Raw genomic sequence first — 23,301 nt, forward strand, 5'->3', positions numbered from 1 at the left:
GAGCGGAAAGCTCATGTTCGTATATACGAAACTGAAACGCTTATACGGACGGAGGCACCATAGGAGCGACTCAACCGGAGTGTCAATGGTCGGTTGTCGAGTGCGGCGGGCCCATTGATAGTCAATGAGGAACGGTGTTTCTATATGCGAACAGACCCGGAGGAGGAACGTGAGTACATCCGTCGTCCGCGCCATGCGCATCCTCGACCTACTGGCCCACGCAGACGAGGCGATGACGCTGACCGAGATCACCGAGAAGCTCGACATACCCAAGAGCACGGCCTTCGGCATCCTGCGCGACATGGTGAACGAGTCCTTCGTGTCGCTGCCTAAGCCGGCCACGTACACCATCGGCATGAAGGCATTCGAGGTCGGCTCCGCCCACCTGCGCCGCGTCGGCGTCACCGGCATCGTGGCCCCGGAGCTGAGCCGGCTCACCCGCGCGCTCGGGGTGACCTCGCACTACGCGATCCTCGATCGCACCGACGCCGTCTACCTGTGCAAGCAAGACCCACCCGGCCTCGGGATCCGGCTGGCAAGCTCTGTCGGCGCGCGCCTTCCGTCCCACCTGACCGCCGTCGGCAAGGCCTGCCTCGCCTGGCTGGCCGAAGAACGCCTGCCCGAACACATCGAACTGACCGCGCCGAACGACACCGCCATCGCGAATCCGCTCCAGCGACTCACCGCGGAGCTGGCCCAGATCCGCCAACGCGGCTTCGCCGCCGACAACGGACAGATCACACCAGGAGTCACCTGCGTCGCAGCACCGGTCTTCAACCCGGCAGGCTGCCAAGGCGCCGTCGGTGTGAGCTACCTGCGCGACACTGCAGTGGACTTCGACACCCTCGTCACGCAGGTCCGCGACGCCGCCGGCCGGACCTCCGCGCTACTCGGCGGAGCCCCGGCCTGACAACGCCCCCATGGCCTACCGCGCGTGACCCCCTGCCACGCGTATTCGCTGTGCAGGTCCCCGGCGTCCAGTGCGAAAAAGCCTTGCAGGTGGGCGCCGACGAAGGCGTCGTGGAGGATGCCGCGGACCGTGCCGACGAAGCCGGTCAGGAGCGCATCGAGCTCCTGGTGGGAAGTGAACATCGGGGATCTCCGTGCCCGTGGGAATGGGCGCGGCGGAGATGACGAGGGATGCCGCCGCGCTCAGGCGCGGCCGATCCGGATGGCGGCGAAGCGGTAGGACATCACGGCGGGCCCGATAGCCCCGGTACCGGCCGCGACGACCGTGGACCTTGTCGTGGTCGCTCATGCCGGTGCCGTCTCCCGTTCCGTGTCGAGGGACGGGGCGTCGAGGTGCCAGTGCAGGTCGCGGACGCCCGGTTCCAGGGACAGGCGGGCGATGAGCTGCTCCAGGCCGCGGGCGGGGTCGCCGTCGAGGGAGACGGTGGCCTGGAGGCGGGCGGTGTCCTCGCCGTCGCGGCGCACCCGCAGCCCGGTGGGGGCGAGTTCGTCGGTGCTCAGGGCCTGGGACAGCAGGGCGCGGACGTGGGTCTCGTCGGCGCGGTCGCACACCAGGTGGACGGTGGCGCGCACGCCCTCGTTGTCGGGGTCGCGTTGCGGTACGCGGTCGATCAGCCGTCCCGCCGGGCGCAGCAGCAGATGTACGGCGATCACGACGGCCGTGCCGAGGAGGCACAGGTCGAACCGGCCGGAGGCGGCCAGGACACCGACCGCCGCCGAACACCACAGCGTGGCCGCGGTGTTGAGACCGCGCACGCCGCCGCCCTCGCGCAGGATGACGCCGCCGCCGAGGAAGCCGATGCCGGAGACGACGTAGGAGGCGACCCGGGTGGGGCTGCCGGGGTCGCCGACAACCTCGCTGTACAGGACGAAGAGCGTGGCGCCGACGGCCACGAGGGCGTTGGTGCGCAGCCCGGCCATGCGGGCGCGCCACTGGCGCTCGACGCCGATCAGGGCGCCGCAGCCGACGCCGGCCGCGAGACGGAGCGCGAAGTCGACAGTGGTCAGGTTCGCCATGGGGACCTCCCTCGCCCGCCGCGAGAGGAGTGGCGGGACAGGTCGAGGGCGCGGCAGCCGCCGGAGCGTGCCGGGGGGCTACCGGATGCCCGAGGAGTAGGGGGACACGGGGATGCGGGGATGTCCGGGCCGGCTCGGGCTACTACTACTGCCGCTGCGATCCATGTCGCTCACCTCCTCCTCGGTCCTGGTGCCCGACCTACTCTGCCTCTATTTGCGTATCGACGCAACAATGGGCACACTGCCTGTCGGCACCGGCCTGTCGCGCCGTGCGCGACGGGCCCGTGCATTCTCTCCACGACCGGAACGACTTGACCGAACGGAGGCACCCGTGGACATCGATCCATCCAGTTCCGACTGCCTCACCAGCAGTCACTGATCACTTCCGTTCGACCGACGGCCCGCTGTCCGCTGTCCTCACGAGCGGCCCTCCCTCGACGGTTGCCGCGGCCGCATACAGGTCTCGGTCACCGTCAGCGCGTGCCCGACCCGCAGCCGCACAGTGGTCCGAACCGACACCGTCTTCGACGGCCGCCGTTCCCGCAACTCCAGCCACTCGCAGGTGACCTGCACGCCGTACTGGGTGGGAAACCACACCCTTGTCCGTCCGGCCTAAGGCAGGGCGCAGGGGCTGCCGGACGGCCTCGGCTCGGCCGTGACCGCCCAGGGCCGCAGCCTGGTCGACCAGACCCTCAGCGCGCAGCTTGGCCAGCCGGCGCCGGGTCTGCTCGATCCGCACCTTGGGGTTGAGGATGAATCTGCTCGGTGGTCGCCATCCGGTACTGGGTCAGCACTGCCAGTGCCAGCCGGTCACCGCCGCCCGCGTCCACGTCCGTCATCGCCCGTCCCACCCCTCCCATACGGTGCGGCGCACTCATGCCAGGCGCCGCACTTACGAGCCAGACCAGCCAACGACCCCGACCACACCAGCGACCATGAGAAGGGGGAACGCCGATGTCCCCGAGGGCAGCGAAGTCGACGTGGGTCTGGTCGCCGGGCGCTCCCGTGGCGGGTTCGCCGGACCGGTCACCACGGCGGTGGTGCGCTGAGCGGAGCGCGCAGCTCGGTCCGTACAAGATGGCCGGCACCCGGCAGCATGGTCCGTTACTCCGTCCTGTCATCATGACCACGACGCGGGAGCGGCGGCGTCGTGATCCGCATGAGGGCATCTACGCCTTTTGCCTTCCGCCGGTGCTGCGCCCCCTCGCTCCGATGTGCGCGAGCATGCCGGGCGCAAGACGCGCTCGCCTGAGACAGGAGCCGTAATGGCACTGAAGAAACGCAGACCGAAGACTGCCGCCGTGGCGCTCGCCGCCACCGTGGCCGCGGTCTCGTTGGGCACCACCCTTCCCTCGGCCGCCGCCGGGTACCCCGCATCGGCGGGGCCATGGAGCACCGCCGTCGCCCTGACCGGAGCGGACGGCCAGCAGACTCTCATCGATGTCCAGGTGGCCGGTGACGGCACCGCGTTCGCGTTGTGGCGGGACAAGGCCGCCCGGGCCACCGGTTGGGACTTCCAGACCGCCGTCCGGCCTGCCGGCAGCGCGACCTGGAGTGCGCCGCACACCCTGGCGACCGGGCGTGACAAGAACTCCGCGGCCGTCCTTGCCGTGAGCGCCGACGGGCGGGCCGTGGTGACCTGGCTGGACGGCAGTGGAGCGAACGGCTCGCTGGTCGCCCTGGCCGCCGGCTGGAACCCGGCGACGGCAGCCTGGTCCGCCCCGGCCACGCTCGCCGCCTGGGACGGCCTGGACATGTCCGCGCCCCGCCTGGCCGCGGCGGCCGACGGCACCTTCACCGCCGTATGGGACCAGGGCGACGGGTACCGGAACTACGACGTGAGGACCGCCACCCTTGCCCCCGGTGACCGGGCTTGGTCCGCACCCCGGACGCTGGGCTCCACCGCCACCGGATCCATCTGGAGCCTCGACCTCGCGGTGGCGCCCGGCGGCGCCGCCACCGCGGTCTGGGATGAACTCAACCGCTTCACCGACGAGCACACGGTCTCCACTGCCACCCGCGCCTCGGCCCAGGCGAGTTGGAGCGGCACCTCCGTGCTGCCCGGCACCGACGCCACGTCCAGCAACGTACAGGTGGCGATGGACGCCAAGAATGCCACCACCGTGCTGTGGCGCAACGGTGCCGACGACCTCAAATCCGCCACCCGAACCGCTCCTTCGGGCAGCTGGGGGGCCGCGCAGACCGCAGTTTCCGCCATCAACTTCAGCGACGGCAGCGAACCGCTGGCCGCACCCAACGGTGACGTCACCTACGTGTGGACGGGCTGGAGCCGCACCGCCGGTACCCCTGTTGTGCAGACCGTCACCCGCACCGCGAGCACCGGTACCTGGTCCGCGCCGAAGACACTGTCCACCGGCTACGTCAACTGGCAGGTGGACGCCTCCATCGGCGCCGACGGAACCGTGCAGGTGGTGTGGCCGCAGGTGCCGAGTATCGACAACGGCAACGACAACTACCTTGAGTGGGCGGTGCGCGCCGACGGCACCTGGAGCAAGGCCACCGCTTTGAACAGCAGCCCAGTCGCCGCCGTCCCCAACACCGACGCCCTGGCCGGCGAGGTGGCTGCCGGACCGGACGGCCGGGCCACGGTGCTGTGGCGCAAGGCCGAGTACACCGGCAGCGGCGGCTACAACTCCCAGGTGTGGTCCCAGTCGCAGACCCTGCTGACCAAGCCACAGATCACCACCAACGCGGCGATGAGCGGAACGGTTCGAACCGGCTCCACCCTCACCTGCTCCGCCGCCTGGAACGGCACCAACACCAAGGCCACCTGGTCCTGGCTGCGTGACGGCGTGGTCATCTCCGGCGCCACCGCCAAGACCCGCGCCCTCACCTCTGCCGACTACGCCCACAAGGTGTCCTGCCGGGTCACGGTCAGCAACGGCGCGGGCTCCGTTGCTTCCACCTCACCTGCGCTGAAGGTCGCGGTCGGCCCCGCCCTGAAGGCCACCACCGCGCCGTCGATCTCCGGTTCCGTCAAGGTCGGCTACAAGCTGACGGCTGCCCGTGGCACTTGGTCGCCGTCCGCCACTTCCTACACATACCAGTGGAAGCGCAACGGCAAGTCCATCAGCGGCGCGACCAAGTCCACCTACGTCCTGGTGAAGGCCGACCGTGGCCAGAAGATCACGGTCAAGATCACTGCCCACCGCAACGGCTGGACCAACGGCACGGCCACCACAAAGCCCGTCACCGTGCGCTGACCCGACGCGGGCCGGTCCCACCGGCCCGCGTCTGCCGATCCGGGCCCCAGTCGACTCAGAGGTGGTGATGGCTGGCCTTCAACTCACCTATGAAAGATGCCCTTAGCGAGCGCAAGACCGTGCGGTTCGAGGTTGGGCGCCTGCCGTGCCGCTTCGAGGACCTTGCTGGGATCGTGGCCGGCCGGCGGCGGCACGCTATCAGTGAGCCAGCCCGCGCGGGGCGGCAAGGAGCACTGCGGGCCCGTGCCGACCGGCACCCTGGACGCTACGGCTGCAGACCGTGCGTCTGGGCTCGATTGAACAAGTCAGGAGCTTGGGCCAGAGGCCCCGCCACTGTCTTGTCAGCCCGGTCGGTCGGTCGGCCGGCGCGTGCCGAGCCTGGGTTTACTGGGGCTCTTGCGGAAAGCCCCGGCGTTCACGCCGGGGATGAACGCATCTCAGGGCTGCTCTGACGTGCACCTTAGAGCGGGCGTTTTTGCTGCTCGATGTACTGGCGGATGATTGTCAACGGTGCTCCGCCGCATGATGCGGAGAAATACGAGGGTGGCCACAGGTGTCCGTGCATGATGGCGCGGTTGATCCGGCCGGTGAACTCTCCCCCAGCCTTCGGCCGGGAGGTACCCCCAGCCGTATCCGGCGAGCGGAGACCCCTTTGAGGCTGTTGACCAGCTTGGAGACGGAAACCTTCGGCGGGTAGTTGATCAGCAGGTGGACGTGAACGCGTTCGTCGTTGAACTCCTTCAGCTCCGCTTCGAAGTCCTCGCACACCTTGCGCATGATCTCTTCGCAGCGCGTCAGCATCTCATTGTTGAACACCCCGCGCCGGTACTTCGTCACACATGCATAGCCGAAACAACGTGCCTGCCACGCCTGTAGTCGTTCCGCCCATCCATGATGGCCAATCGGAGTAGCGTCTTGGGTTGTGCAGCTCCGCTACAACTACCGGGCCTATCCGGACGCCTCCCAGCGCCGTGCGCTGGCCCGGGCGTTCGGGTGCGCCCGCGTGGTGTGGAACGACTGCCTGCGTGACCGGAAGGAAGCGCACGCGGCAGGACTGCCGTATGTGAAATCAGCGGAGCTGTCCCGGCTTCGCATCACCCAGGCCAAGCGCACCGAGGAGCGTGCCTGGCTCGCCGACGTGTCGGCGGTCGTCCTGCAGCAGTCTCTGAGGGACCTGGACACCGCCTACAGGAACTTCTTCGACAGCCTCATGGGCAAGCGGCAGGGCCGCAAGGTCGGCCCTCCCCGCTACAAGTCGAAGAAGGACACCCGGCAGTCGATCCGCCTCAACACCAACGCCTTCTCCCTCCAGGACGACGGCACGGTGTACCTGGCCAAGGTCGGCCATCTCAAGGTCAAGTGGTCCCGCCGGCTTCCGGCCGCACCCACGTCCCTGACCGTCACCAAGGACAGCTCCGGCCGGTACTTCCTCAGCTTCGTCGTGGACACCGAGCCGGACATCCTCCCCGAGCTGGAAACCGACGCCGGGATCGACCTCGGTCTGTCCGCGTTCGCGGTCCTGTCCGACGGCCGGAAGATCGACAGCCCCCGCTTCCTGCGCCGGGCGGAGAAGAAGCTCAAGCGCCTTCAGCGGGACCTGTCCCGTAAGGCCAAGGGATCGAAGAACCGGGCCAGGGCCCGCATCAAGGTCGCACGCCAGCATGCCAAGGTCGCGGACCGGCGCCGGGACTGGCACCACAAGGCATCCACGCAGATCATTCGCGACAATCAAGCGGTGTATGTGGAAGACCTTGCGGTGTCCGGTCTCGGCCGTACCCGGCTTGCTAAGTCCGTGCACGACGCGGGATGGTCCGCGTTCGTCCGTATGCTGGAGTATAAGGCGGTGAAGCACGGCCGCACCTTTGCCAAGGTGGGCCGGGCCTTCCCGTCCTCTCAGGTCTGCTCGGCCTGCGGGTTCCGGGACGGCCCCAAGCCCCTGCACGTCCGGGAGTGGGCGTGCGGCGAGTGCGGCACGGTGCACGATCGCGACCACAACGCAGCCCGCAACGTCCTCTTCGAAGGACGCCGAATCGTCGCCGCCGGACGGGCGGAGACGCTAAACGCCTCGTGGAGCGCCGGTAAGACCAGGACGAAAGTCCCGGCACAGCACGTTGAAGCAGGAAGCCCCCGGAAGGGTCAGACAACCCAGGCCGGAATCCCTGGACTTTAGGCCAGGGAGCACGTCAATCAGGGCGCTTCCCGGATGCAGATGCACAGGCCTGTGCCCCGGGCAGCGTGGTGCTCGCCGGTGTCGCCGTCGGGCGGGCGCCGGTGTGGGTGGAGCCGATGCCGGCGACGACCACGAAGGCGATGCCGACTGCCGGTGCCAGGCCGGGTTTCTGGCCGAGCACGAGGAGGCCGATGAGCATGGCGATGGCGGGTTCCAGGCTCATGAGGGTGCCGAAGGCGGAGGTGGTCAGGCGGCGTAGGGCGAGGAATTCGAGGGCGAAGGGCAGCACGGGGCTCAGGGCGGCCAGGGCGAGCATGGCCCACAGGGCTGGCCAGGTCAGGTGGGCCGAGACGGCGGGTGCGGCGATGAGCATGCCGAGGACGCCCGCGATGGGCATGGAGACAGCCAGTCCCTTCAGGCCGGTGACGCGGTCGCCGACGCGCTGGGTCAGCAGGATGTAGGCGGCCCAGCAGGCCGCGGCGGTCAGTGCGTATCCCGCGCCGAGCGGGTCGAGGCCGCCGTGCCAGGGCTCGGTCAGCAGCACGACGCCGATCGCGGCCGACGCGGTCCACACTCTGCGTCCGTGGCCGGGCCCGTACAGGGAGACGGCCAGCGGGCCGAGGAACTCCAGGGCACTCGCGGTGCCCAGCGGCAGGTGGGCGAGGGCGAGCATGAAGAAGAGCATCATGCCCGCGGTCGCGGCCCCGAGCACGGTGCAGGCCAGCAGATCCCGGTGGGTGAAGTCGCGGCGCCGGGGCCGGACGAGGATCAGCAGGAGCACGCCGGCCCACCCCAGGCGCAGTCCCGCCGTGCCCAGCGCGCTGAGCTGGCCGAACAGGGGCACTGTCAGGGCCGAGCCGAGCTGGACGGTGGACATGGAGGCGACCGCCATGAGGAACCCGGTCTGGGCACCGCTCGGGCGCGGTCGGCGTGAAGGCTTCAGCGGACTCATGGCCTCCAGTCAAGGCCCCGAGCATCGTTCGTGTCCACGTGCCAATCATGGATGTTCCGTTAGATGATCCTGGACAATAAGGCCATGGAGACACGGCGCCTGCGGCTACTGGTGGAACTGTCCCGGCTCGGGTCGATGCGCGCGGTCGCCGACGCGGTGGGCACCACCACCTCGACCGTCTCGCAGCAGCTCAGCGTCCTTGCGCGGGAGATGGGCACCGCCCTGATCGAGCCGGACGGGCGGCGGGTCAGGCTCACCCCGGCGGGCCGCCGCCTGGCCGAGCACGCCACGGCGATCCTCGCCGCCGTCGACACCGCACGCCTGGACCTCGCCCCCGGCGCGGAGCCCAACGGGACCCTGCGGGTGGCCGGCTTCGCCACCGCCATCCGCTCCCACCTGCTGCCCCTCGTCACCGACCTGGCCACCAGCCATCCGCGGCTGCACGTCCTGGTCCGCGAGCACGAGCCCGTCGAGGCTCTGGCCCTGCTGGCCGCGGACGAGACGGATCTCGCGCTCACCTACGACTACAACCTCGCCCCGGCGGCTCCCGACCCCGCAGTGCACGCCACCGCTCTGTGGACGGCTCCGTGGGGCCTGGCCATCCCGGCCTGCGCCGATGTGCCCGACGCGGCGGACAGCCTGGAGGTCTTCGCCCGCTTCCGCGCGCAGGACTGGATCGTCAACTCGCGTAACACCGCCGACGAGACGGTCATCCGCACCCTGGCCTCGATGGCAGGATTCACGCCCCGCATCACGCACCAGGTGGACAGCCTCGACCTGGTCCAGGGCATGATCACCGCAGGGCTCGGCGCGGGGCTGATGCCGATCGGCACCCCCACCTTCTCCGGAGTCCGTCTGATGCCGCTCACCGAGCCCCAGGTGGTACTGCGGGCCTACGCCGTCGCACGCCATGGCCGCCTTGCCTGGCCCCCGCTCACTCTGGTCACCGATCTGCTCGCCCGGCGAAGTGCGACCACAGCCACGGACAGCCCCGCCCCGCCGCCGTAGCACGCGGCGGCTAGCCTGCCACCTGGGATGTTGCCGCACTGGTTCGCAGTGCAGGTGCGGCAACCGACGATGAGGAGATAGGCCATGACGACCACCGCCCGCGCCACCTTGCAGCACGAAGACGAGCGGGTACGGGTCACCCGCTGGGACTTCGAGCCCCAGGAGAGCACCGGCCGTCACGTGCACGAGTACGACTACGTCGTCGTACCCGTCACCGACGGGCGAACCGACGTGATCACCCCCGACGGCACCGTCACCTCCTCGCAACTGCGGGCAGGCGAGTCCTACGCCCGCCCGGCGGGCGGCGAACACGAAGTCGTAAACACCGGCACCGCCCCGCTGGCCTTCGTCGAGATCGAGCTGAAGTAACCGGCACCTGAAGTCAACGAAATCCGTTGAGCGCCCGGCGGCCCCGCGCGGGCTGCACCCGGCGTCAACTGACGCCGGTATTCGGGCCGGCCTGGCCCACGGTCCACCGGCGCTTCGCCCAGTGGAGCCGGGAGAGGGTCTGGGCCAGGCTCTACCGGGTCATCCTCGACGAACTCGGGGCTCGGGGGAGCTGGACTGGTCGCGGTGCGCGATTGAGGCCGAGCGCCGCTGCCAGGTCCTCGATGAGGTCCACGCGGCCGTCGGCGTCACCGGCCGAGGATGGAAGGCATCCTCTCCGCCCCCGCGGCGTAACGTCCGGCGCCAAGTCGTCGACGGGCTTCGGCGGGGGCGCGATCCGGTCCGCCTCCAGCCCCACCTTGTGCGGATGCACGCACGCCGGAGTTCCGTCGGCGGTGTACCGGAAGCCGTCGGCCGGATCGAACGGGCACTGCCAGGACGGCCGGTCGTAGACCACGAACGCCTCATGCGGCCAACTGGTCCTGCGTGCCACGGACTCCTGCGAGCTGAGCGGATTCCTCGCCGCCACCACCGCCCTGGGGACGTTTGCCGGGACGTTCGCTTCCGGCTGTCTGCCGTCGCTTCCGCGGCGGCCTCGGGCTGCGCCTCGGTGTCAGACGGGACCTGCGGACGCCGCGAGGCCGCGGACATGGTCAAGGAAGCTCACTGAGAGAACCTCAGTGGCCACCAAGGCGCTTACGAGAGGCGGGAGATGCATCAGAGCCGGACCGGCTGCCAGTGGGACTGTCCCACCGGACCTGCACGAGCACCCGGACTACGTCAGTGGCTCTCTGCGACGGCTACGCGACCTGACTGCAAGGATGCCCGCCCGCGTGCCGGGCTGCTGAGGGTGTGTGCGAGGACGAGGAGGTTGTCGTCCGACACCACCCTCAGGCCGTACTCCGCGAGCAGTGCAGCCATCCGCTGCGGCCTCCACAGCGAGCGCCACGGCTCGCCCGATGTGACGGAACTGCCGAGCACGCGTGTCAGCAGCCGTCCCGCGGCCGCCCTCGCCGACGGCGCCTGGTAGTTGACGACGAGTGCACTTCCCGGGACCGTCCGGACGGCGAGTGCGGCCACCGTGGCGCGCACCTCGTCGCGTGTGAGGTACGGGACGACGCCCTCCCACAGCCATGTCGTCGGCGCGGATGGGTCGTGCCCGGCGGCATCCAACGCCGCACCGAGATCGTCGACGGCGAAATCGACCGGCGTGAACCGCACGGAACGCGCGACGGCAGGTAGCTCGGCGGCGTGGAGATTGCCCTCGTCCGGTCCTCGGAGCGCTGGCGCGGCCTCGGCGAGGCGGGCGCGCTTGTCTTGCTGGGAGGCCGGATGGTCGACCTCCCACACATCTGTCTGCGCGAGCACAGGCAGCCGCCACGCCCGAGTGTCCAGGCCGGCGCCGAGGATCACGAGCTGGCCGGTCACGCGGTCGCGCAGTGCCCTGTCGATCCCGACCGTCCGCGGCACGACCACCTCGGCGCACGCCCGCACACTCTCGTACACGGTGCGCTCCTGCCAGCCCTTCGGCGGAGTGTTCGCGCGTACCTGGTCCACGGGCGTACGTTCCGCGACGCGCAGCAGCTCCACCGCCACCGGATCCGCGAACTGGCCTGTGGCAGCCCTCCCATCCGCGGCCGCCCGCCCTTGGCAGACCAGTACCGCCGTCCGGCTCGCCGCACGCCCGCTCTCGCTCATGGGGCCATATTCAACACCACCCCCGCCCTGCCCCGACCTCAGCGAGAAGCCAGTCGGGGCCGTCTTGGCCGGCCAAGCCACGTTGTCTGTTCAGAATGGCAATAATACGTTATTAATGAACGCCCAAGGCGGGACGGCGACAGCTTGAGCAACGGGAGCGGCAATGGACGAGCAGAGGGAGCGCATCCTGCGCGCGGCCGCCGAGGTACTGGCTGAACGGGGCTTTGACGCAGGCCGGTTGCGCGACGTCGCCACGACCTCCGGTGTGTCCATCGGCGCGCTGCAGCACTACTTCGAGACCCGTGACACCCTCTTCCGTGAGGCCTTCGCCTGGTCGATCGACGATCTGATCGAACGCTGGCGGGCCGCGGCCGCGGACGCGATCAGTGCCTGGCGCCGCTTCGAACTGCTCGTCACGGCACTCACCACCGATCCCACACTGAACCGGCGCTGCGCCACCTGGACCGAGTTCTGCGCGAGCGCCTCCCGCCGCGAGGAGCTGCGCGAGGGCGTGCACCGGGTCCATGCCGAGTGGCAGGCGCTGATTCGCGAGATCGTCCACCAAGGCCTGCGGAATAAGGAGTTCGACCCCGCCGTCCCGGCCGACCTCGCCATCGGGTCGCTGGTGGCCCTGGTCGACGGCTGCGAAATGGCAGTGGCGTCCGGATCCGGGCTCAGCGCCGAACGTTACGCCGAGATGATGCTCGGCACCGCGCGCGTCCTGCTCGGCGTACGCGCCTAGGTTTCGGAGAGGACATTCCATGGGAGTGCGGTTCCCGCACCTGTTCAGCCCGCTGCAGATAGGCAAGTTGACAGTACGCAACCGGATCCTGTCCTCGGGCCACGACACGGTCCTGGTCAGGGACGGCGAGGTCACCGAGGAACTGATCGCCTACCACGAAGCCCGCGCGAAAGGCGGCGTGGGCCTGATCGTGCTCCAGGTCTCGGGCGTGCACGAGTCTGCCCGCTACACCACCCACGTGCTTATGGCCACCGACGACGACTGTGTCCCCGGCTATGCCAGGCTCGCGCAGGCGGTGCACCGGCACGGAGCGAAAGTCTTCGGCCAGCTCTTCCATCCCGGCCGGGAGATCCTGGAGTCCAGGGACGGCAGCGCACCGGTCGCCTGGGCGCCCTCCGCAACGCCGAGCGAGCGTTTTCACGTCATGCCGCGCGCCATGACCGAGGCCGAGATCCGCGAAGTCCTCGACGGTTACGGCCAGGCAGCCCGCCGATTGCGCCAGGCCGGGCTCGACGGCGTAGAGATCGTCGCCAGCCACGGCTACCTGCCGGCGCAGTTCCTCAACCCTGAGGTGAACGTCCGCAACGACGGCTGGGGCGGCGACCGGCAGGGCCGTATACGGTTCCTGCGCGCGGCGCTGCGCAGCGCCCGGAAGGAGGCAGGAGACGACTTCGTGGTCGGCCTGCGCATTTCCGGCGACGAGCTGAGCCATGACGGCCTCAGTAGCGAGCTGGTGCTTCAGTCCGTCGCCGAGCTCGACACCGAGGGACTCGTCGACTATGTCTCGGTGTGTGCGGGTAGCTCGTCCAGCTTGTCCGGGGCCCAGCACATCGCCCCGCCCATGTTCCAGCCCGCCGGTTACACCGCGCCGCTCGCCGCCAAGGTGCGCGCCGTCGTCGGCGTCCCCGTGATGGTGGCCGGGCGGATCAACCAGCCGCAGGAAGCAGAGCAGATCGTCGCAGGCGGTCAGGCGGACGTGTGCGCGATGACCAGGGCCCTGATCTGCGATCCGGACCTGCCGGCCAAGGCCGCGGACGACCGCGCCGAGGAGATCCGCGCCTGCATCGGCTGCAACCAGGCCTGCATCGGCCACTTCCAGCTCGGCTACCCGATCTCCTGCATCCAGCACCCGGAGACCGGCCGGGAGCGCCGCTTCGGAGTACTGCCGACGATCACACGGCGCAAGAAGGTGCTGGTGGTCGGCGGCGGACCCGCCGGCCTGAAGGCCGCGGCCGTGGCTGCAGCGCGGGGCCACGAGGTGGAGCTGCACGAGGCGGGACGACGCGTGGGCGGCCAGGTGCTTCTCGCGCAACTGCTGCCCGGCCGCGCCGAGTTCGGCGGCGCTGTCACCAATCTCGAGGGCGAGGCTCGACGTGCGGGAGCTCGCATCCTCGTGGGCTCACGGATGGACGGCCCAGCCCTTGCCGCCGCGGCGCCGGACGCCGTGGTGCTCGCGACCGGCGCGCGCCCCCGCCGCCCACGGCTGGAGCTGATCGACGATCCCGTGGCGCTCGATGCGTGGTCGGTGATCCGTGGCGGCGAGGTGCCGCGCGGACGGATCGTGGTGGCGGACTGGCGCGGCGACTGGATCGGCCTGGGCGTCGCTCTCCAACTCGCAAGCCAACGAAGGAAGGTGACGCTGTGCGTCACGGGCTTCGCGGCCGGCGAGCACCTGCAGCAGTACGTACGTGCCGCCATGTTGGCTCAGGCGGCACGGGCACGGATCGAGATCGTGCCCAACGTGCGGCTCTACGGCGCCGACAGCGACACCGTGTACCTCCAGCACACCCTCACCGAGGAGCCGGTGCTGCTCGAAGGGGTGGCGGGCACCGTCCTCGCACAGGGTCACGACCCGGTCAACGACCTCGACCCCGTCGCCCTCGGCGTCCCGGCCGACCGTGTCTTTACCGCCGGGGACTGCGTCACCCCCCGCACCGTGGAGGAAGCGGTCCTGGAGGGCCTGACAGCGGCGGCCGAACTCTGACGCCCTCGTCTCCGTGAACAGGGCGATTCCCGCCTACCGCGCCGTTTGAAGGCTGCGGTAGCGGGGATCCAAGCGTTCGGAGAACGTCACCTGGTGGTCGTTTGCCCGGGCGTGAGCGTGTCCAGCCGGCATGGCGTCGAGGCGCACCACGCGCGTGCCAATGGGGTGCGTCTGGTCGTCCGCCGATGCAGGTGACGTGTGTGCCGGAGCGCAGGTGGTCTCCGAGGATGCTGTCGCCGACCGCGTGGGTGCAGCCTGCCATGCGGTCGGTGCCGTGGTGGGCGCTTGTGGGATCGTCGACCGAGAGCGGGTGGGCCTGTAGACCTGAACTCGTTCCAGGGGGCGGACGGTGAGGACGGCCTCGATGCGGCTGCGTGCCATGCCGCCCGAGCCGACCGGCGGCGTCACCTATTAGGGGCGACATCATGGTCCGGCTGCTACCGAATCACGCGCCCAAGACCGTCCGGATCTTCGTGGAGCTCGCCAAGGGCTCCCAGTTCTTCATCACCGTCGGGCGACCACCTGGCTCACCGGCAAGCACACCATCTTCGGCGAGGTTGCCGACGAGGCCGGCCGGCGCGTCGTCGACACCATCGCCACGACGGAGACCACCCCCCCGCAACGACCGCCCGGTCCAGGACGTGGTCATCGAGAAGGTCGTCATCGAGACCCGCTGACCGGCGAAGTGCCGCGGTTGGCGCTGCCCCGCCGCGTGGACCGTGTCCGTGGCCGGGAGATTGTCCCGACGGGGAGCCGGCCACCAGGGTTGGCCAGTAGGGCACGGCGAGGGTTTCGGCGTCGGCTCCGCAATGGTGGGCCGGGAACTCGGCGGTGCCGTGACTCCGCAGCAGGGCCGGCGGCAGGTGGCCGGCGCTGCTGTAGGTGATGTCGTGGGTGTCCCAGTCGACGAACGCGTTGGCCACGGGTAGGCCGTGCCGACTCGGTCGTGGCGGGCGTCGTCGGCCTCACCCCGGAAGGCCGCCGCTGCCCTCGTCGCGGGCCGCGGGCGCCACGCATCCCCAGGCCGATCCGGTCCGCGCCCGCGGCTGTGAGGAGTGCCGGGGCTGGGGGAGCGTGGTCAACGACGAGGGCGGACACGAGCCATGCCCCAACTGCCGGACTGAGATGGCCGCACGTTCGCCGCGGACTCGAAACGGTGGCGGCCGGCTTGGTTCGGTTGCTCAGCTCTCGTCCGCCGGACTCATGGCCCGGAGGCAGTCGAGCACGGCCCGGCAGCCCCCAGGGCCTCCAGCCCGTTTGAGGCTCTGGGCGGATCGAGAATCGGGAAGCGTTGGCACCGTCGCCCGCCGCTCACGCGGCAGCCGTCCGGTTCGGCTCCGTCGGTCAGTGCTGGGGGTGCGGACGGGCGTGGAACAGGGGCCGCCGCTGAGTGGCCGTGCCAGCAGCGAGATGGCCGATCTCGATGCGCGTCCTGATGGCGCGGACTATCTCGGTCAGGCCCAGAACTATGGCCATGACGCCCACGACCAGGGTCAGTGTCGCGATCGAGGCGAACGGCATGATGATCATCACGACACCCGCCAGCGCTCCGATGATGCCGAAGGCCACGTGCCAGCCGCGCGCCGGCATCTCCTGAGCGGAGGCCGCCGCAGCTGTCTCAGTGGTGCCGCGCAGCAGCCAGCTGAAGCCGATCCACAGGGCGAGCAGCAGAATCGACTCCAGGGTGCCCCGGAAGGAGATCAGCCCCAGCAGGATGGAGACCGCACCGGTGATGAAGTGCAGTACGCGAAGATGCCGGGGCACGTGCGTGCCGAAGGCGCCGGCCAGCTGGAAGACACCGGTGACCAGCAAATAGATGCCGAAGAGCACGCCAGCGACCCGCAGCGTCGCGCCCGGCCAGACCAAGGCGACGACGCCCAGGGCGATGCTGGCAAGGCCCATGGTGAGCAGGATCTGCCAGCCCATGTTCGCCAGGGCAGCCATGCCTGCGGCCAGGGGCTCTTGTCGCTCGGTGCCGCGCGTGGGAACGGGGCCCGGCGACTCGGAAGGAGATGTGGAATCGGAAGGAGATGTCATGACACCTACCTCCTCCTGTGAGCAGCGTGGTCACGTCAGTACACGTCCATCGTCACCCGGTCGGCCTCATGCCGCTCAGTGGAGACGGCAGGGGTTCGTGGCGCATGCGGTACTCCCGGAGTGAGCTGGCTGACCCTGCTCACCGGCACGGCAGTCGAGGCCGCGGTGCGCACCCTCGGCGGCATTGACGTCCTGGTCAACAATGCGGGGATCTCCGGTCCCACCGCACCAGTGGCGGAGATGGATCCTGATCAGTGGGAGAAGGTATTGGCCGTCAACCTCACCGGCACCTTCAACATCACCAGGCTTTGCACCCTGTCCTGAAGAAGTCCGACACCGGCGTCGTCATCATCATGTCCTCAGTCGGTGGCCGCTACGGCCACTTGCGCGCGGCCCGGCAGCCTTGGCGCTATGAGCGGCAGCCGAGCTGGGACGGTGGCTCTCGCGGAGGAGGCAATGCCCCGGGGCGCAGGGCGAGCGTCGGGACGCTGTCCGTGCTGCTCTGGAAACATGCCGCAAGGACCGGCAGCGTCACTGGCGCCGATCCCGCCCGCGCCGGGGCCCGGCCCGATCGGGATCCGCCCCCTGTTCGCGCTGCGTGACGCGAGGCGGCGGTGGCCGTTCGCGGCACGCGCGGGGCTGTGCATGGGCGTGCCGGTCGTGATCGGCTGGGCCGCCGGCGACACCGCGGCCGGTCTCATGGCGACGATCGGTGGCTTCACCGCGTTGTACGGCAGTGCCCTGCCCTATCTCTATCGCGCGGGCAGGCTCGCGCTCATTGCGGCGTCCCTGGCGTTCGCGGTCGGGATGGGCATTTGGGCTGCCGCTGTCGTGTGGGTCGGCGTGCTCGTGGTCGCCCTCATCGCGATGGTGGCAACCCTGCTGTGCAATGCCCTGGCCGTCGGTCCGCCCGGGGCCTACATGGTCGCCCTCGCCTGTGCCGCCGGCACCGCGATGCATGCGGGGCACCTGGGCCCGTGGCACACCGGCCTGCTGGTGCTTGCGGGCGGTGGCTTCGCCTGGCTGGTCCATATGTCCGGCGCGCTGCTGTGGCCGCGGGGTCCGGAGAAGTCCGCGGTCGCGGCAGCCGGTGATGCGGTGGCGCGGTTCGCCGAGGCGGTGGGCACACCCCGGCAGGACACCGCCCGGCACTGGGCCGCCCTGGCGATGCACGAGTCATGGGCGGCCCTGGTCAGCTACCAGCCGATCCGCATCACCCCTGACAGCACGTTGTCCAGGCTGCGCCAACTCAACCGCGAACTGCATCTGATCTTCGCCGACGCCATGCGGGCCGCGGCCCGCGACGCACCCATGGACCCCGCCGTACCCGACCATGCCCGACGACTTGCCGCTCAGGCCCAGCACCCGTCCTCGCCTGGTGCCGTGGCCCGCGAGGAGGAGATCCCGCTCGGCGGCCCCGGGCCGCTCGGCCTGGTGCGGCAAGCGGTCACGGCCGGGTCAGGACCGCTCCTCGTCACTCTGCGGGTTGGCGCTGCGGCCCTGGTGGCTGGAATGATCGGCGCCGCCCTGAGTCTGGACCACGCCTACTGGGCCATAGCAGCCGCAGTGCTGATGCTGCACCAAGGCTTCGACTGGGTCCGCACCATGCAGCGCGGCCTGGAGCGTCTGGTCGGCACCTGGGTCGGGCTGATTCTCGCGCTGGGCGTGCTCACGGCGCATCCCACCGGGCTGTGGCTTGCGCTGACCGTCGTGCTGCTGCAGTTCTCCATCGAGATGTTCGTGGTGCGCAACTACGCCCTGGCCGTCATCTTCATCACCACCGTCGCGCTGACCATCGTGAGTGGCGGACAGCGCGTTCCTGGGCTCGGCGGACTGCTGCTCGCCCGCGGGGTCGACACCGCAATCGGCTGCGCCGTGGCACTCGCGGTGTTCCTGGTGACGAGGCGGGCCGGGGCGGCGACACGCATCCCGGCAGCGATCAATCGCACCCTGGAAGCAGTCGGCGCCGTATCGGACCATCTGGCCGAGAGCGCAGTCACCACCCCGGGTGCCTGGGCGGCCCGACGCGATCTTCAGCTGCAGGCCATTGGCGTACTCCAGGCCTACGATGCGAGCGTCAACTCCTCGGTCGTCCGGCGCAGTGACGCGGAGCTGATGTGGCCCACAGTGGTCGCCACCCAGCGGCTGGCCTACCGGGTGCTCTCCGCGCTGGACGCTGGAGCAGGTCGGCAGCGGCAGTGAGGCGGCACGCGGGGTTTCCCGCTCGCTGTTCAGTGCCCACGGCGACGAGCAGCTGCACCGAGCGCTCGCCGCCCTTGTCGGCGCGATCCGCACAGGGACCGCACCGGCACCTCTCGGAGAGGTGCCGTCCTTCCTGTCCACCGAGCTGGTGACCTTGTACGAGTCCTTGGTGCAGACAGCCCCGGACAGCTGACCCGCTCCACTGCGGGCAGGTGCGCCGCCCTGGTCTGTTCGCAGGTGAGCGGGGCGATTCGAACCGTTTCGGTCTTGGCGTTCTGCAGGGTGCGCCTCCCAGGGCCAACGGAAAGGGGGCACTGCCCCGGTGAAGACCGTGCTCGGTGGTGCTGCCGATAGGCTGTGCCCGCGATGGGTGAGGACGAGGAGATCGAAGCCGGCGGCGACAGCGACAGCGTGGACGCGATGCTGGCCGAGTGGCGCAGTGAGTGGCCGGAACTGGACGTGTCGTCCAGCGAGGTCATCGCTCGCCTGCTGCGTGCGGCTCGGCTGCTGGAAGACCTGTTCGCGTCGGGGCTGCGCCGCCAGGGCGGCATGCCCATTGCCAATGTCGGGGACTTCGATCTGCTGCAGGCGCTGCGCCGCGGCGGCCCTCCCTACGCGCTGACGCCCGGGCAGCTGCGTCAGGCGCTGATTGTGTCCTCTGCCGGCCTCACGGGCAGGCTCAACCGGCTGGAGCGGGAAGGCTGGATCGAGCGCGGTCCCTCCCCCGTCGACGGCAGAAGCACTCTGGTCCGTCTGTCGGAGGAGGGCCGGGCGAGTTTCGACCGCGCGGTGGAACGGCACTTCACTCTGGAACGGGACGTGCTCTCCGTTCTGGAGCCCAAGGAACGCGCGGGGGTGGCGGACGCCCTGCGCAAGATCCTGGTGTTCCTGGAGGCGGACGCCGGTTGAGGGACCGGCTGGGTGACGTCAGGCGGCTCCCGCCGCCGAGCCGAGGATCACCGCGATGCAGAGCCCGATCAGCCCGAGGGTGACAACGGCCATGGCGATGGCCGCCTCCCGTGCGAAGCGGCGGTGGCGTGCCGCGTAGCGGGTCTCGATCTGCTGTATGCGTTCTGCGATGTGGTGGGTGACCTGGTGGGCGTTCTCCACCTGAGCGCGGGCGTACGCCTCCTCGATCATGAGGCGTTGGTCCGTGGTGAGGCCGGGCAGGTCCCAGACGAAGTCCCGTGCCTTGCGGTGCGCCTCACGGCGGTTGGCCTCCTGGTAGAGGTAGCCCTCGATCTGGTGCAGGCCGAGGGCGGCTTCATGGCTGGCGTCCATGGACGGCTCCTGAATGTTCGAAGGGGGGACCGGCCTGCTCAGCGCCGACCGGTGGCTGTCGCCCGCTCCTCCTCGATGTCGTCGCTGAAGGCGATCTCGGGGTGGGAGGGGCCGAAGGCGGGTGACTCGTTCCGTATGCGCGGCAGCTTTTCGAAGTTGTGCCGCGGCGGGGGACAGGAAGTCGCCCACTCCAGCGAACGGCCCCAGCCCCACGGATCGTTGACGGTGATCTCCTGGCCGTGCCTGGCGGTCTTCCAGACGTTGTAGAAGAACGGCAGGATCGACAGACCGAGCAGGAAGGAGAAGATCGTCGACACCGTGTTCAGGGCGGTGAAGCCGTCGGCCGCCAGGTAGTCGGCGTACCGGCGTGGCATGCCTTCGGCGCCCAGCCAGTGCTGGACCAGGAAGGTGCCGTGGAAGCCGATGAACAGGGTCCAGAACGTGATTTTGCCGAGACGTTCGTCGAGCATCTTGCCGGTGAACTTCGGCCACCAGAAGTGGAAGCCGGCGAACATCGCGAACACCACGGTGCCGAAGACGACGTAGTGGAAGTGCGCCACCACGAAGTACGAGTCCGTGACGTGGAAGTCCAGCGGCGGCGAGGCCAGGATCACACCGGTCAGACCACCGAACAGGAAGGTGACCATGAAGCCCATGGACCACAGCATCGGCGTCTCGAAGCTCAGGGACCCCTTCCACATGGTGCCGATCCAGTTGAAGAACTTCACACCAGTCGGAATCGCGATCAGGAAGGTCATGAAGGAGAAGAACGGGAGCAGCACACCACCTGTCGCATACATGTGATGTGCCCACACCGTCACCGACAGACCCGCGATCGCGATGGTCGCGCCGATCAGCCCCATGTAGCCGAAGATCGGCTTACGGGAGAAGACGGGGACCACCTCGGACACGATGCCGAAGAAGGGCAGCGCCAGGATGTACACCTCCGGGTGGCCGAAGAACCAGAAGAGGTGCTGCCACAGCAGCGCCCCGCCATTGGAGGGAGCGAAGATCTGGGCGCCGAACTTCCGGTCGAATTCGAGCGCGAAGAGCGCGGCGGCAAGTACGGGGAAGGCGAGCAGCACCAGGACGCTGGTGAGCAGTACGTTCCACGTGAAGATCGGCATGCGGAACATGGTCATGCCCGGGGCGCGCATGCAGACGATCGTGGTGATGAAGTTGACCGAGCCGAGGATGGTGCCGAAGCCCTGCATGGCCAGACCCATGATCCACATGTCACTGCCGACACCCGGTGAGTGGATCGTGTCGGACAGCGGGCTGTAGGCGAACCATCCGAAGTCGGCGGCGCCCTGCGGCGTAAGGAAGCCGCCCACCGCGATCAGCGAGCCGAACAGGTACAGCCAGTAGGCAAGCATATTGAGCCTCGGGAACGCCACGTCGGGCGCGCCGATCTGCAGCGGCATGATCCAGTTCGCGAAGCCGGAGAAGATGGGCGTGGCGAACATGAACAGCATCACGGTGCCGTGCATGGTGAAGGCCTGGTGGAACTGCTCGTTGGAGATCAACTGTGTGCCCGGACGGGCCAACTCGGCGCGCATCAGCAGTGCCAACAGGCCACCGAAGCAGAAGAACGCGAACGAGGTGACCAGGTAGAGGGTGCCGATCCGCTTGTGGTCGGTAGTCGTCAGCCAGCCGACGACGGCCCGGCCTGGCCGGCGATGTCGGGACGAGTCGGGCGGTGACAGAGCGGGCAGGGCCACGGCAATCCTCCATACGTGCGAGACCTCCGGGCGTGCGGTGCTTACACATCGGCCCGGCCTCTCCCAAGATATCTCGCTCGCGAGAGAAATAAACTGGGGGTGCCCCGTCGTCGCGGGCGTGACGGATCGCGAGGTGCTCGAGGTCGGTCACGCCCTCCGGTTATCGCCCCTGCAGTTCAGGCTGGCCGAGGACACCGACCGGCACTGGCGCATGTGGTTCGACTACTGGAACGCGGGGGAGCAGGGCGCGGACGAGACCTTCGCCCGCGGCCAGGCCCAGCGCTACGAGGCCTGGCACCACCAGATCCGCCACCTGATCGAACGGGGCGTCGCCGAGGGCGAGTTCACCTGCGACGACCTCGACGGCGTCATGGTCCGCTTCGTCGCCCTCGCCGACGGCCTGGCCCTGCAGCACCTGCGGCAGACGCCCCCGCTGACGACGCAGGACGCCCGCCGACATCTGAACCGTCTCATCGAGACGGAACTCGCGCGAAAGCCCCAGCTCCTGGGGCGTCGTGCGTATGGGTGGACCTGCTGGTACGCAGACCCACTTCCCGTGCGCCGGGCGGCCGAGACGGGCAGGACTTCCGTGAGAACGCTCCCAAGGCTGGGCCGTCGCCGGGGGGCACGGGGTGGATTGTGTTGTTCAGCCTCGTGCCGTGCCCTTCACGTAGGCCTCGTAGCCTTCGTCCTCCAGCCGATCGGCGAGTTCGGGGCCGCCGGAGTCGACGATGCGACCGTCGGCGAAGACGTGGACGTGGTCGGGGTGGACGTAGCGCAGGATGCGCGTGTAGTGCGTGATCAGCAGGGTCGCGACCTGTCCCGTGACGCGGACGCGGTTGACGCCCTCGGCGACGATGCGCAGCGCGTCGACGTCCAGACCGGAGTCGGTCTCGTCCAGGATCGCGATCTTCGGCTTGAGCAGTTCGAGTTGGAGGATCTCGTGGCGTTTCTTCTCCCCTCCGGAGAAGCCCTCGTTGACGTTGCGCTCGGCGAAGGCGGGATCGATCTGGAGGCGTTCCATCGCCTCGCGCACCTCCTTGAGCCAGGTGCGCAGCCTGGGGGCCTCGCCGCGGACAGCGGTGGCGGCGGTGCGCAGGAAGTTGGACATCGATACGCCGGGAACCTCGACGGGGTACTGCATGGCGAGGAAGATCCCGGCCCGCGCCCGCTCGTCGACCTTCATCGCGAGCACGTCCTCGCCGTCCAGGGTGACGCTGCCGGAGGTGACCAGGTATTTCGGGTGCCCGGCGAGCGCGTAGGCGAGGGTGGTCTTGCCGGAGCCGTTGGGGCCCATGATGGCGTGGGTCTCGCCCTGGCGTACGGCCAGGTCGACCCCATGAAGGATCTCGCGAGGCCCGGCGTCGGTGCGGACCGAACAGTGCAGGTCGCGGATGTCGAGGGTGGCCATGGGCGCCTCACCTGCCTCACCTTGTTCACCGAATGGAACGGCACGGGCGCAGCGCAGCCCGCCCATCCAGCGTGGCGCAGCCGCGGCTGTCCGGTACAGCGCGGCTGGCCCGCCCGCCACATTCAGGTGATGCCCGCAGAGGCTCGTGTCTACGACAAGGGCTGGGCGAGGCCCTCTGCGGCCGCGCGCCGGCCTGTGGTGGCTCGGGCTACTGGACGATGCGCGACCTCGCCGACCTGGTCAAGGTCCCCTACGAGGAGATCAGCTACCGCGCGGCCGGCGACAACCACCAGGCGTGGGTGCTGCGCTTCGAGCACCAGGGGCAGAACCTCTACCCGAAGCTGGACGAGCCGGCCGTACTCCTGCTGGTACGGATTGGCTGTCATCGGTGCGTCCTCGCTCTGGTCGAGACGATGGTGGGTGGGACGCCGACGCGCGCTCATGGCGAGCCCAGGCAGGCGACGTCGGATGCATGGCGCGGCTGGATCAGTCCTGGAC

At 69.4% G+C, this 23,301-nt stretch carries 17 protein-coding genes and 5 pseudogenes; 14 read left to right on the forward strand and 8 right to left on the reverse strand.

The genetic code is table 11. From position 1 onward, the window contains the following. The first annotated feature begins 169 nt into the window (after nt 1–169). Entirely contained in the window at nt 170–910 is a 741-nt protein-coding gene (locus tag ACIQFZ_RS21810) for an IclR family transcriptional regulator (RefSeq protein WP_402691936.1), read from the forward strand. A 344-nt stretch (nt 911–1,254) separates the two neighbouring features. On the opposite strand, the gene ACIQFZ_RS21815 is transcribed toward ACIQFZ_RS21810, so the two are convergent. Then, nucleotides 1,255–1,986 (reverse strand): MgtC/SapB family protein, encoded by a 732-nt coding sequence (locus ACIQFZ_RS21815; RefSeq protein WP_402691937.1) that lies wholly within the window; start codon nt 1,984–1,986, stop codon nt 1,255–1,257. A 1,265-nt stretch (nt 1,987–3,251) separates the two neighbouring features. On the opposite strand from ACIQFZ_RS21815, the gene ACIQFZ_RS21820 reads away from it, so the two are divergent. Further along, the gene (locus ACIQFZ_RS21820; protein ID WP_402691938.1) at nt 3,252–5,210 is read left to right on the forward strand and encodes a hypothetical protein; all 1,959 of its coding nucleotides are present in this window, start codon (nt 3,252–3,254) and stop codon (nt 5,208–5,210) included. 460 nt (nt 5,211–5,670) lie between these two features. Here ACIQFZ_RS21820 and tnpA read toward each other — a convergent pair. After that, a pseudogene (tnpA, locus tag ACIQFZ_RS21825) lies at nt 5,671–6,103 on the reverse strand (IS200/IS605 family transposase). 29 nt (nt 6,104–6,132) lie between these two features. Between tnpA and ACIQFZ_RS21830 the strand changes: the two are divergent. After that, the gene (locus ACIQFZ_RS21830) at nt 6,133–7,380 is read left to right on the forward strand and encodes an RNA-guided endonuclease InsQ/TnpB family protein (protein ID WP_402691939.1); all 1,248 of its coding nucleotides are present in this window, start codon (nt 6,133–6,135) and stop codon (nt 7,378–7,380) included. A 13-nt stretch (nt 7,381–7,393) separates the two neighbouring features. On the opposite strand, the gene ACIQFZ_RS21835 is transcribed toward ACIQFZ_RS21830, so the two are convergent. After that, nucleotides 7,394–8,332, reverse strand: coding sequence for an EamA family transporter (locus tag ACIQFZ_RS21835; RefSeq protein ID WP_402691940.1), 939 nt, complete (start codon nt 8,330–8,332; stop codon nt 7,394–7,396). Nucleotides 8,333–8,416: 84 nt separating this feature from the next. Here ACIQFZ_RS21835 and ACIQFZ_RS21840 point away from each other — a divergent pair, with 84 nt between their 5' ends. The 3 genes and pseudogenes from ACIQFZ_RS21840 to ACIQFZ_RS21850 form a co-directional block, all read left to right on the forward strand. Next, nucleotides 8,417–9,340, forward strand: a complete 924-nt coding sequence (locus ACIQFZ_RS21840; protein WP_383061318.1) for a LysR family transcriptional regulator — start codon at nt 8,417–8,419, stop codon at nt 9,338–9,340. A gap of 84 nt (nt 9,341–9,424) precedes the next feature. Beyond that, entirely contained in the window at nt 9,425–9,709 is a 285-nt protein-coding gene (locus tag ACIQFZ_RS21845; RefSeq protein WP_383061316.1) for a cupin domain-containing protein, read from the forward strand. Between the two features lie 47 nt (nt 9,710–9,756). Continuing rightward, nucleotides 9,757–9,929: pseudogene (locus tag ACIQFZ_RS21850) on the forward strand (IS5/IS1182 family transposase); the annotation flags it as partial. 578 nt (nt 9,930–10,507) lie between these two features. Here ACIQFZ_RS21850 and ACIQFZ_RS21855 read toward each other — a convergent pair. Next, nucleotides 10,508–11,425, reverse strand: a complete 918-nt coding sequence (locus ACIQFZ_RS21855; RefSeq protein ID WP_383061315.1) for a class I SAM-dependent methyltransferase — start codon at nt 11,423–11,425, stop codon at nt 10,508–10,510. Nucleotides 11,426–11,588: 163 nt separating this feature from the next. On the opposite strand from ACIQFZ_RS21855, the gene ACIQFZ_RS21860 reads away from it, so the two are divergent. The 3 genes and pseudogenes from ACIQFZ_RS21860 to ACIQFZ_RS21870 all read left to right on the forward strand — a co-directional run bounded on the left by ACIQFZ_RS21860 (nt 11,589) and on the right by ACIQFZ_RS21870 (nt 14,828). Continuing rightward, on the forward strand, nt 11,589–12,167 hold the full coding sequence (locus ACIQFZ_RS21860; RefSeq protein ID WP_365777578.1) for a TetR/AcrR family transcriptional regulator: 579 nt from the start codon (nt 11,589–11,591) through the stop codon (nt 12,165–12,167). Between the two features lie 19 nt (nt 12,168–12,186). Continuing rightward, the gene (locus ACIQFZ_RS21865) at nt 12,187–14,151 is read left to right on the forward strand and encodes an FAD-dependent oxidoreductase (protein ID WP_402691941.1); all 1,965 of its coding nucleotides are present in this window, start codon (nt 12,187–12,189) and stop codon (nt 14,149–14,151) included. Nucleotides 14,152–14,576: 425 nt separating this feature from the next. Continuing rightward, nucleotides 14,577–14,828 (forward strand): annotated as a pseudogene (locus ACIQFZ_RS21870) (peptidylprolyl isomerase). 667 nt (nt 14,829–15,495) lie between these two features. Here the strand turns inward: ACIQFZ_RS21870 and ACIQFZ_RS21875 are convergent. After that, entirely contained in the window at nt 15,496–16,188 is a 693-nt protein-coding gene (locus ACIQFZ_RS21875; RefSeq protein WP_365426121.1) for an HdeD family acid-resistance protein, read from the reverse strand. A gap of 120 nt (nt 16,189–16,308) precedes the next feature. Between ACIQFZ_RS21875 and ACIQFZ_RS21880 the strand changes: the two genes are divergently transcribed. The 3 genes from ACIQFZ_RS21880 (at nt 16,309) to ACIQFZ_RS21890 (ending at nt 19,299) form a co-directional block, all read left to right on the forward strand. Next, entirely contained in the window at nt 16,309–16,512 is a 204-nt protein-coding gene (locus ACIQFZ_RS21880; RefSeq protein WP_383061311.1) for an SDR family NAD(P)-dependent oxidoreductase, read from the forward strand. Between the two features lie 186 nt (nt 16,513–16,698). Continuing rightward, nucleotides 16,699–18,390 (forward strand): FUSC family protein, encoded by a 1,692-nt coding sequence (locus ACIQFZ_RS21885; RefSeq protein WP_402691942.1) that lies wholly within the window; start codon nt 16,699–16,701, stop codon nt 18,388–18,390. Between the two features lie 366 nt (nt 18,391–18,756). After that, nucleotides 18,757–19,299 carry a MarR family transcriptional regulator gene (locus ACIQFZ_RS21890; protein ID WP_365777582.1) on the forward strand — a complete coding sequence of 181 codons (543 nt, stop codon included), beginning with the start codon at nt 18,757–18,759 and terminating at the stop codon, nt 19,297–19,299. 18 nt (nt 19,300–19,317) lie between these two features. Here the strand turns inward: ACIQFZ_RS21890 and ACIQFZ_RS21895 are convergent, their stop codons facing one another. Beyond that, complete coding sequence (locus ACIQFZ_RS21895; RefSeq protein WP_402691943.1) at nt 19,318–19,671, reverse strand: hypothetical protein; 354 nt, start codon at nt 19,669–19,671, stop codon at nt 19,318–19,320. Nucleotides 19,672–19,709: 38 nt separating this feature from the next. Beyond that, nucleotides 19,710–21,392, reverse strand: coding sequence for a cytochrome c oxidase subunit I (gene ctaD / locus ACIQFZ_RS21900; protein WP_402691944.1), 1,683 nt, complete (start codon nt 21,390–21,392; stop codon nt 19,710–19,712). A gap of 211 nt (nt 21,393–21,603) precedes the next feature. Here ctaD and ACIQFZ_RS21905 point away from each other — a divergent pair. Further along, nucleotides 21,604–21,819: pseudogene (locus tag ACIQFZ_RS21905) on the forward strand (TetR family transcriptional regulator C-terminal domain-containing protein); the annotation flags it as partial. Nucleotides 21,820–22,038: 219 nt separating this feature from the next. On the opposite strand, the gene sufC reads toward ACIQFZ_RS21905, so the two are convergent. After that, the gene (gene sufC / locus ACIQFZ_RS21910) at nt 22,039–22,803 is read right to left on the reverse strand and encodes a Fe-S cluster assembly ATPase SufC (protein ID WP_365426141.1); all 765 of its coding nucleotides are present in this window, start codon (nt 22,801–22,803) and stop codon (nt 22,039–22,041) included. Nucleotides 22,804–23,006: 203 nt separating this feature from the next. Between sufC and ACIQFZ_RS21915 the strand changes: the two are divergent. Continuing rightward, a pseudogene (locus ACIQFZ_RS21915) lies at nt 23,007–23,153 on the forward strand (alpha-glucosidase/alpha-galactosidase); the annotation flags it as partial. Nucleotides 23,154–23,301 lie beyond the last annotated feature (148 nt).

The sequence above is a fragment of the Streptomyces sp. NPDC093064 genome (genome assembly GCF_044754605.1).
In the GTDB taxonomy this organism is placed as follows: domain Bacteria; phylum Actinomycetota; class Actinomycetes; order Streptomycetales; family Streptomycetaceae; genus Streptomyces.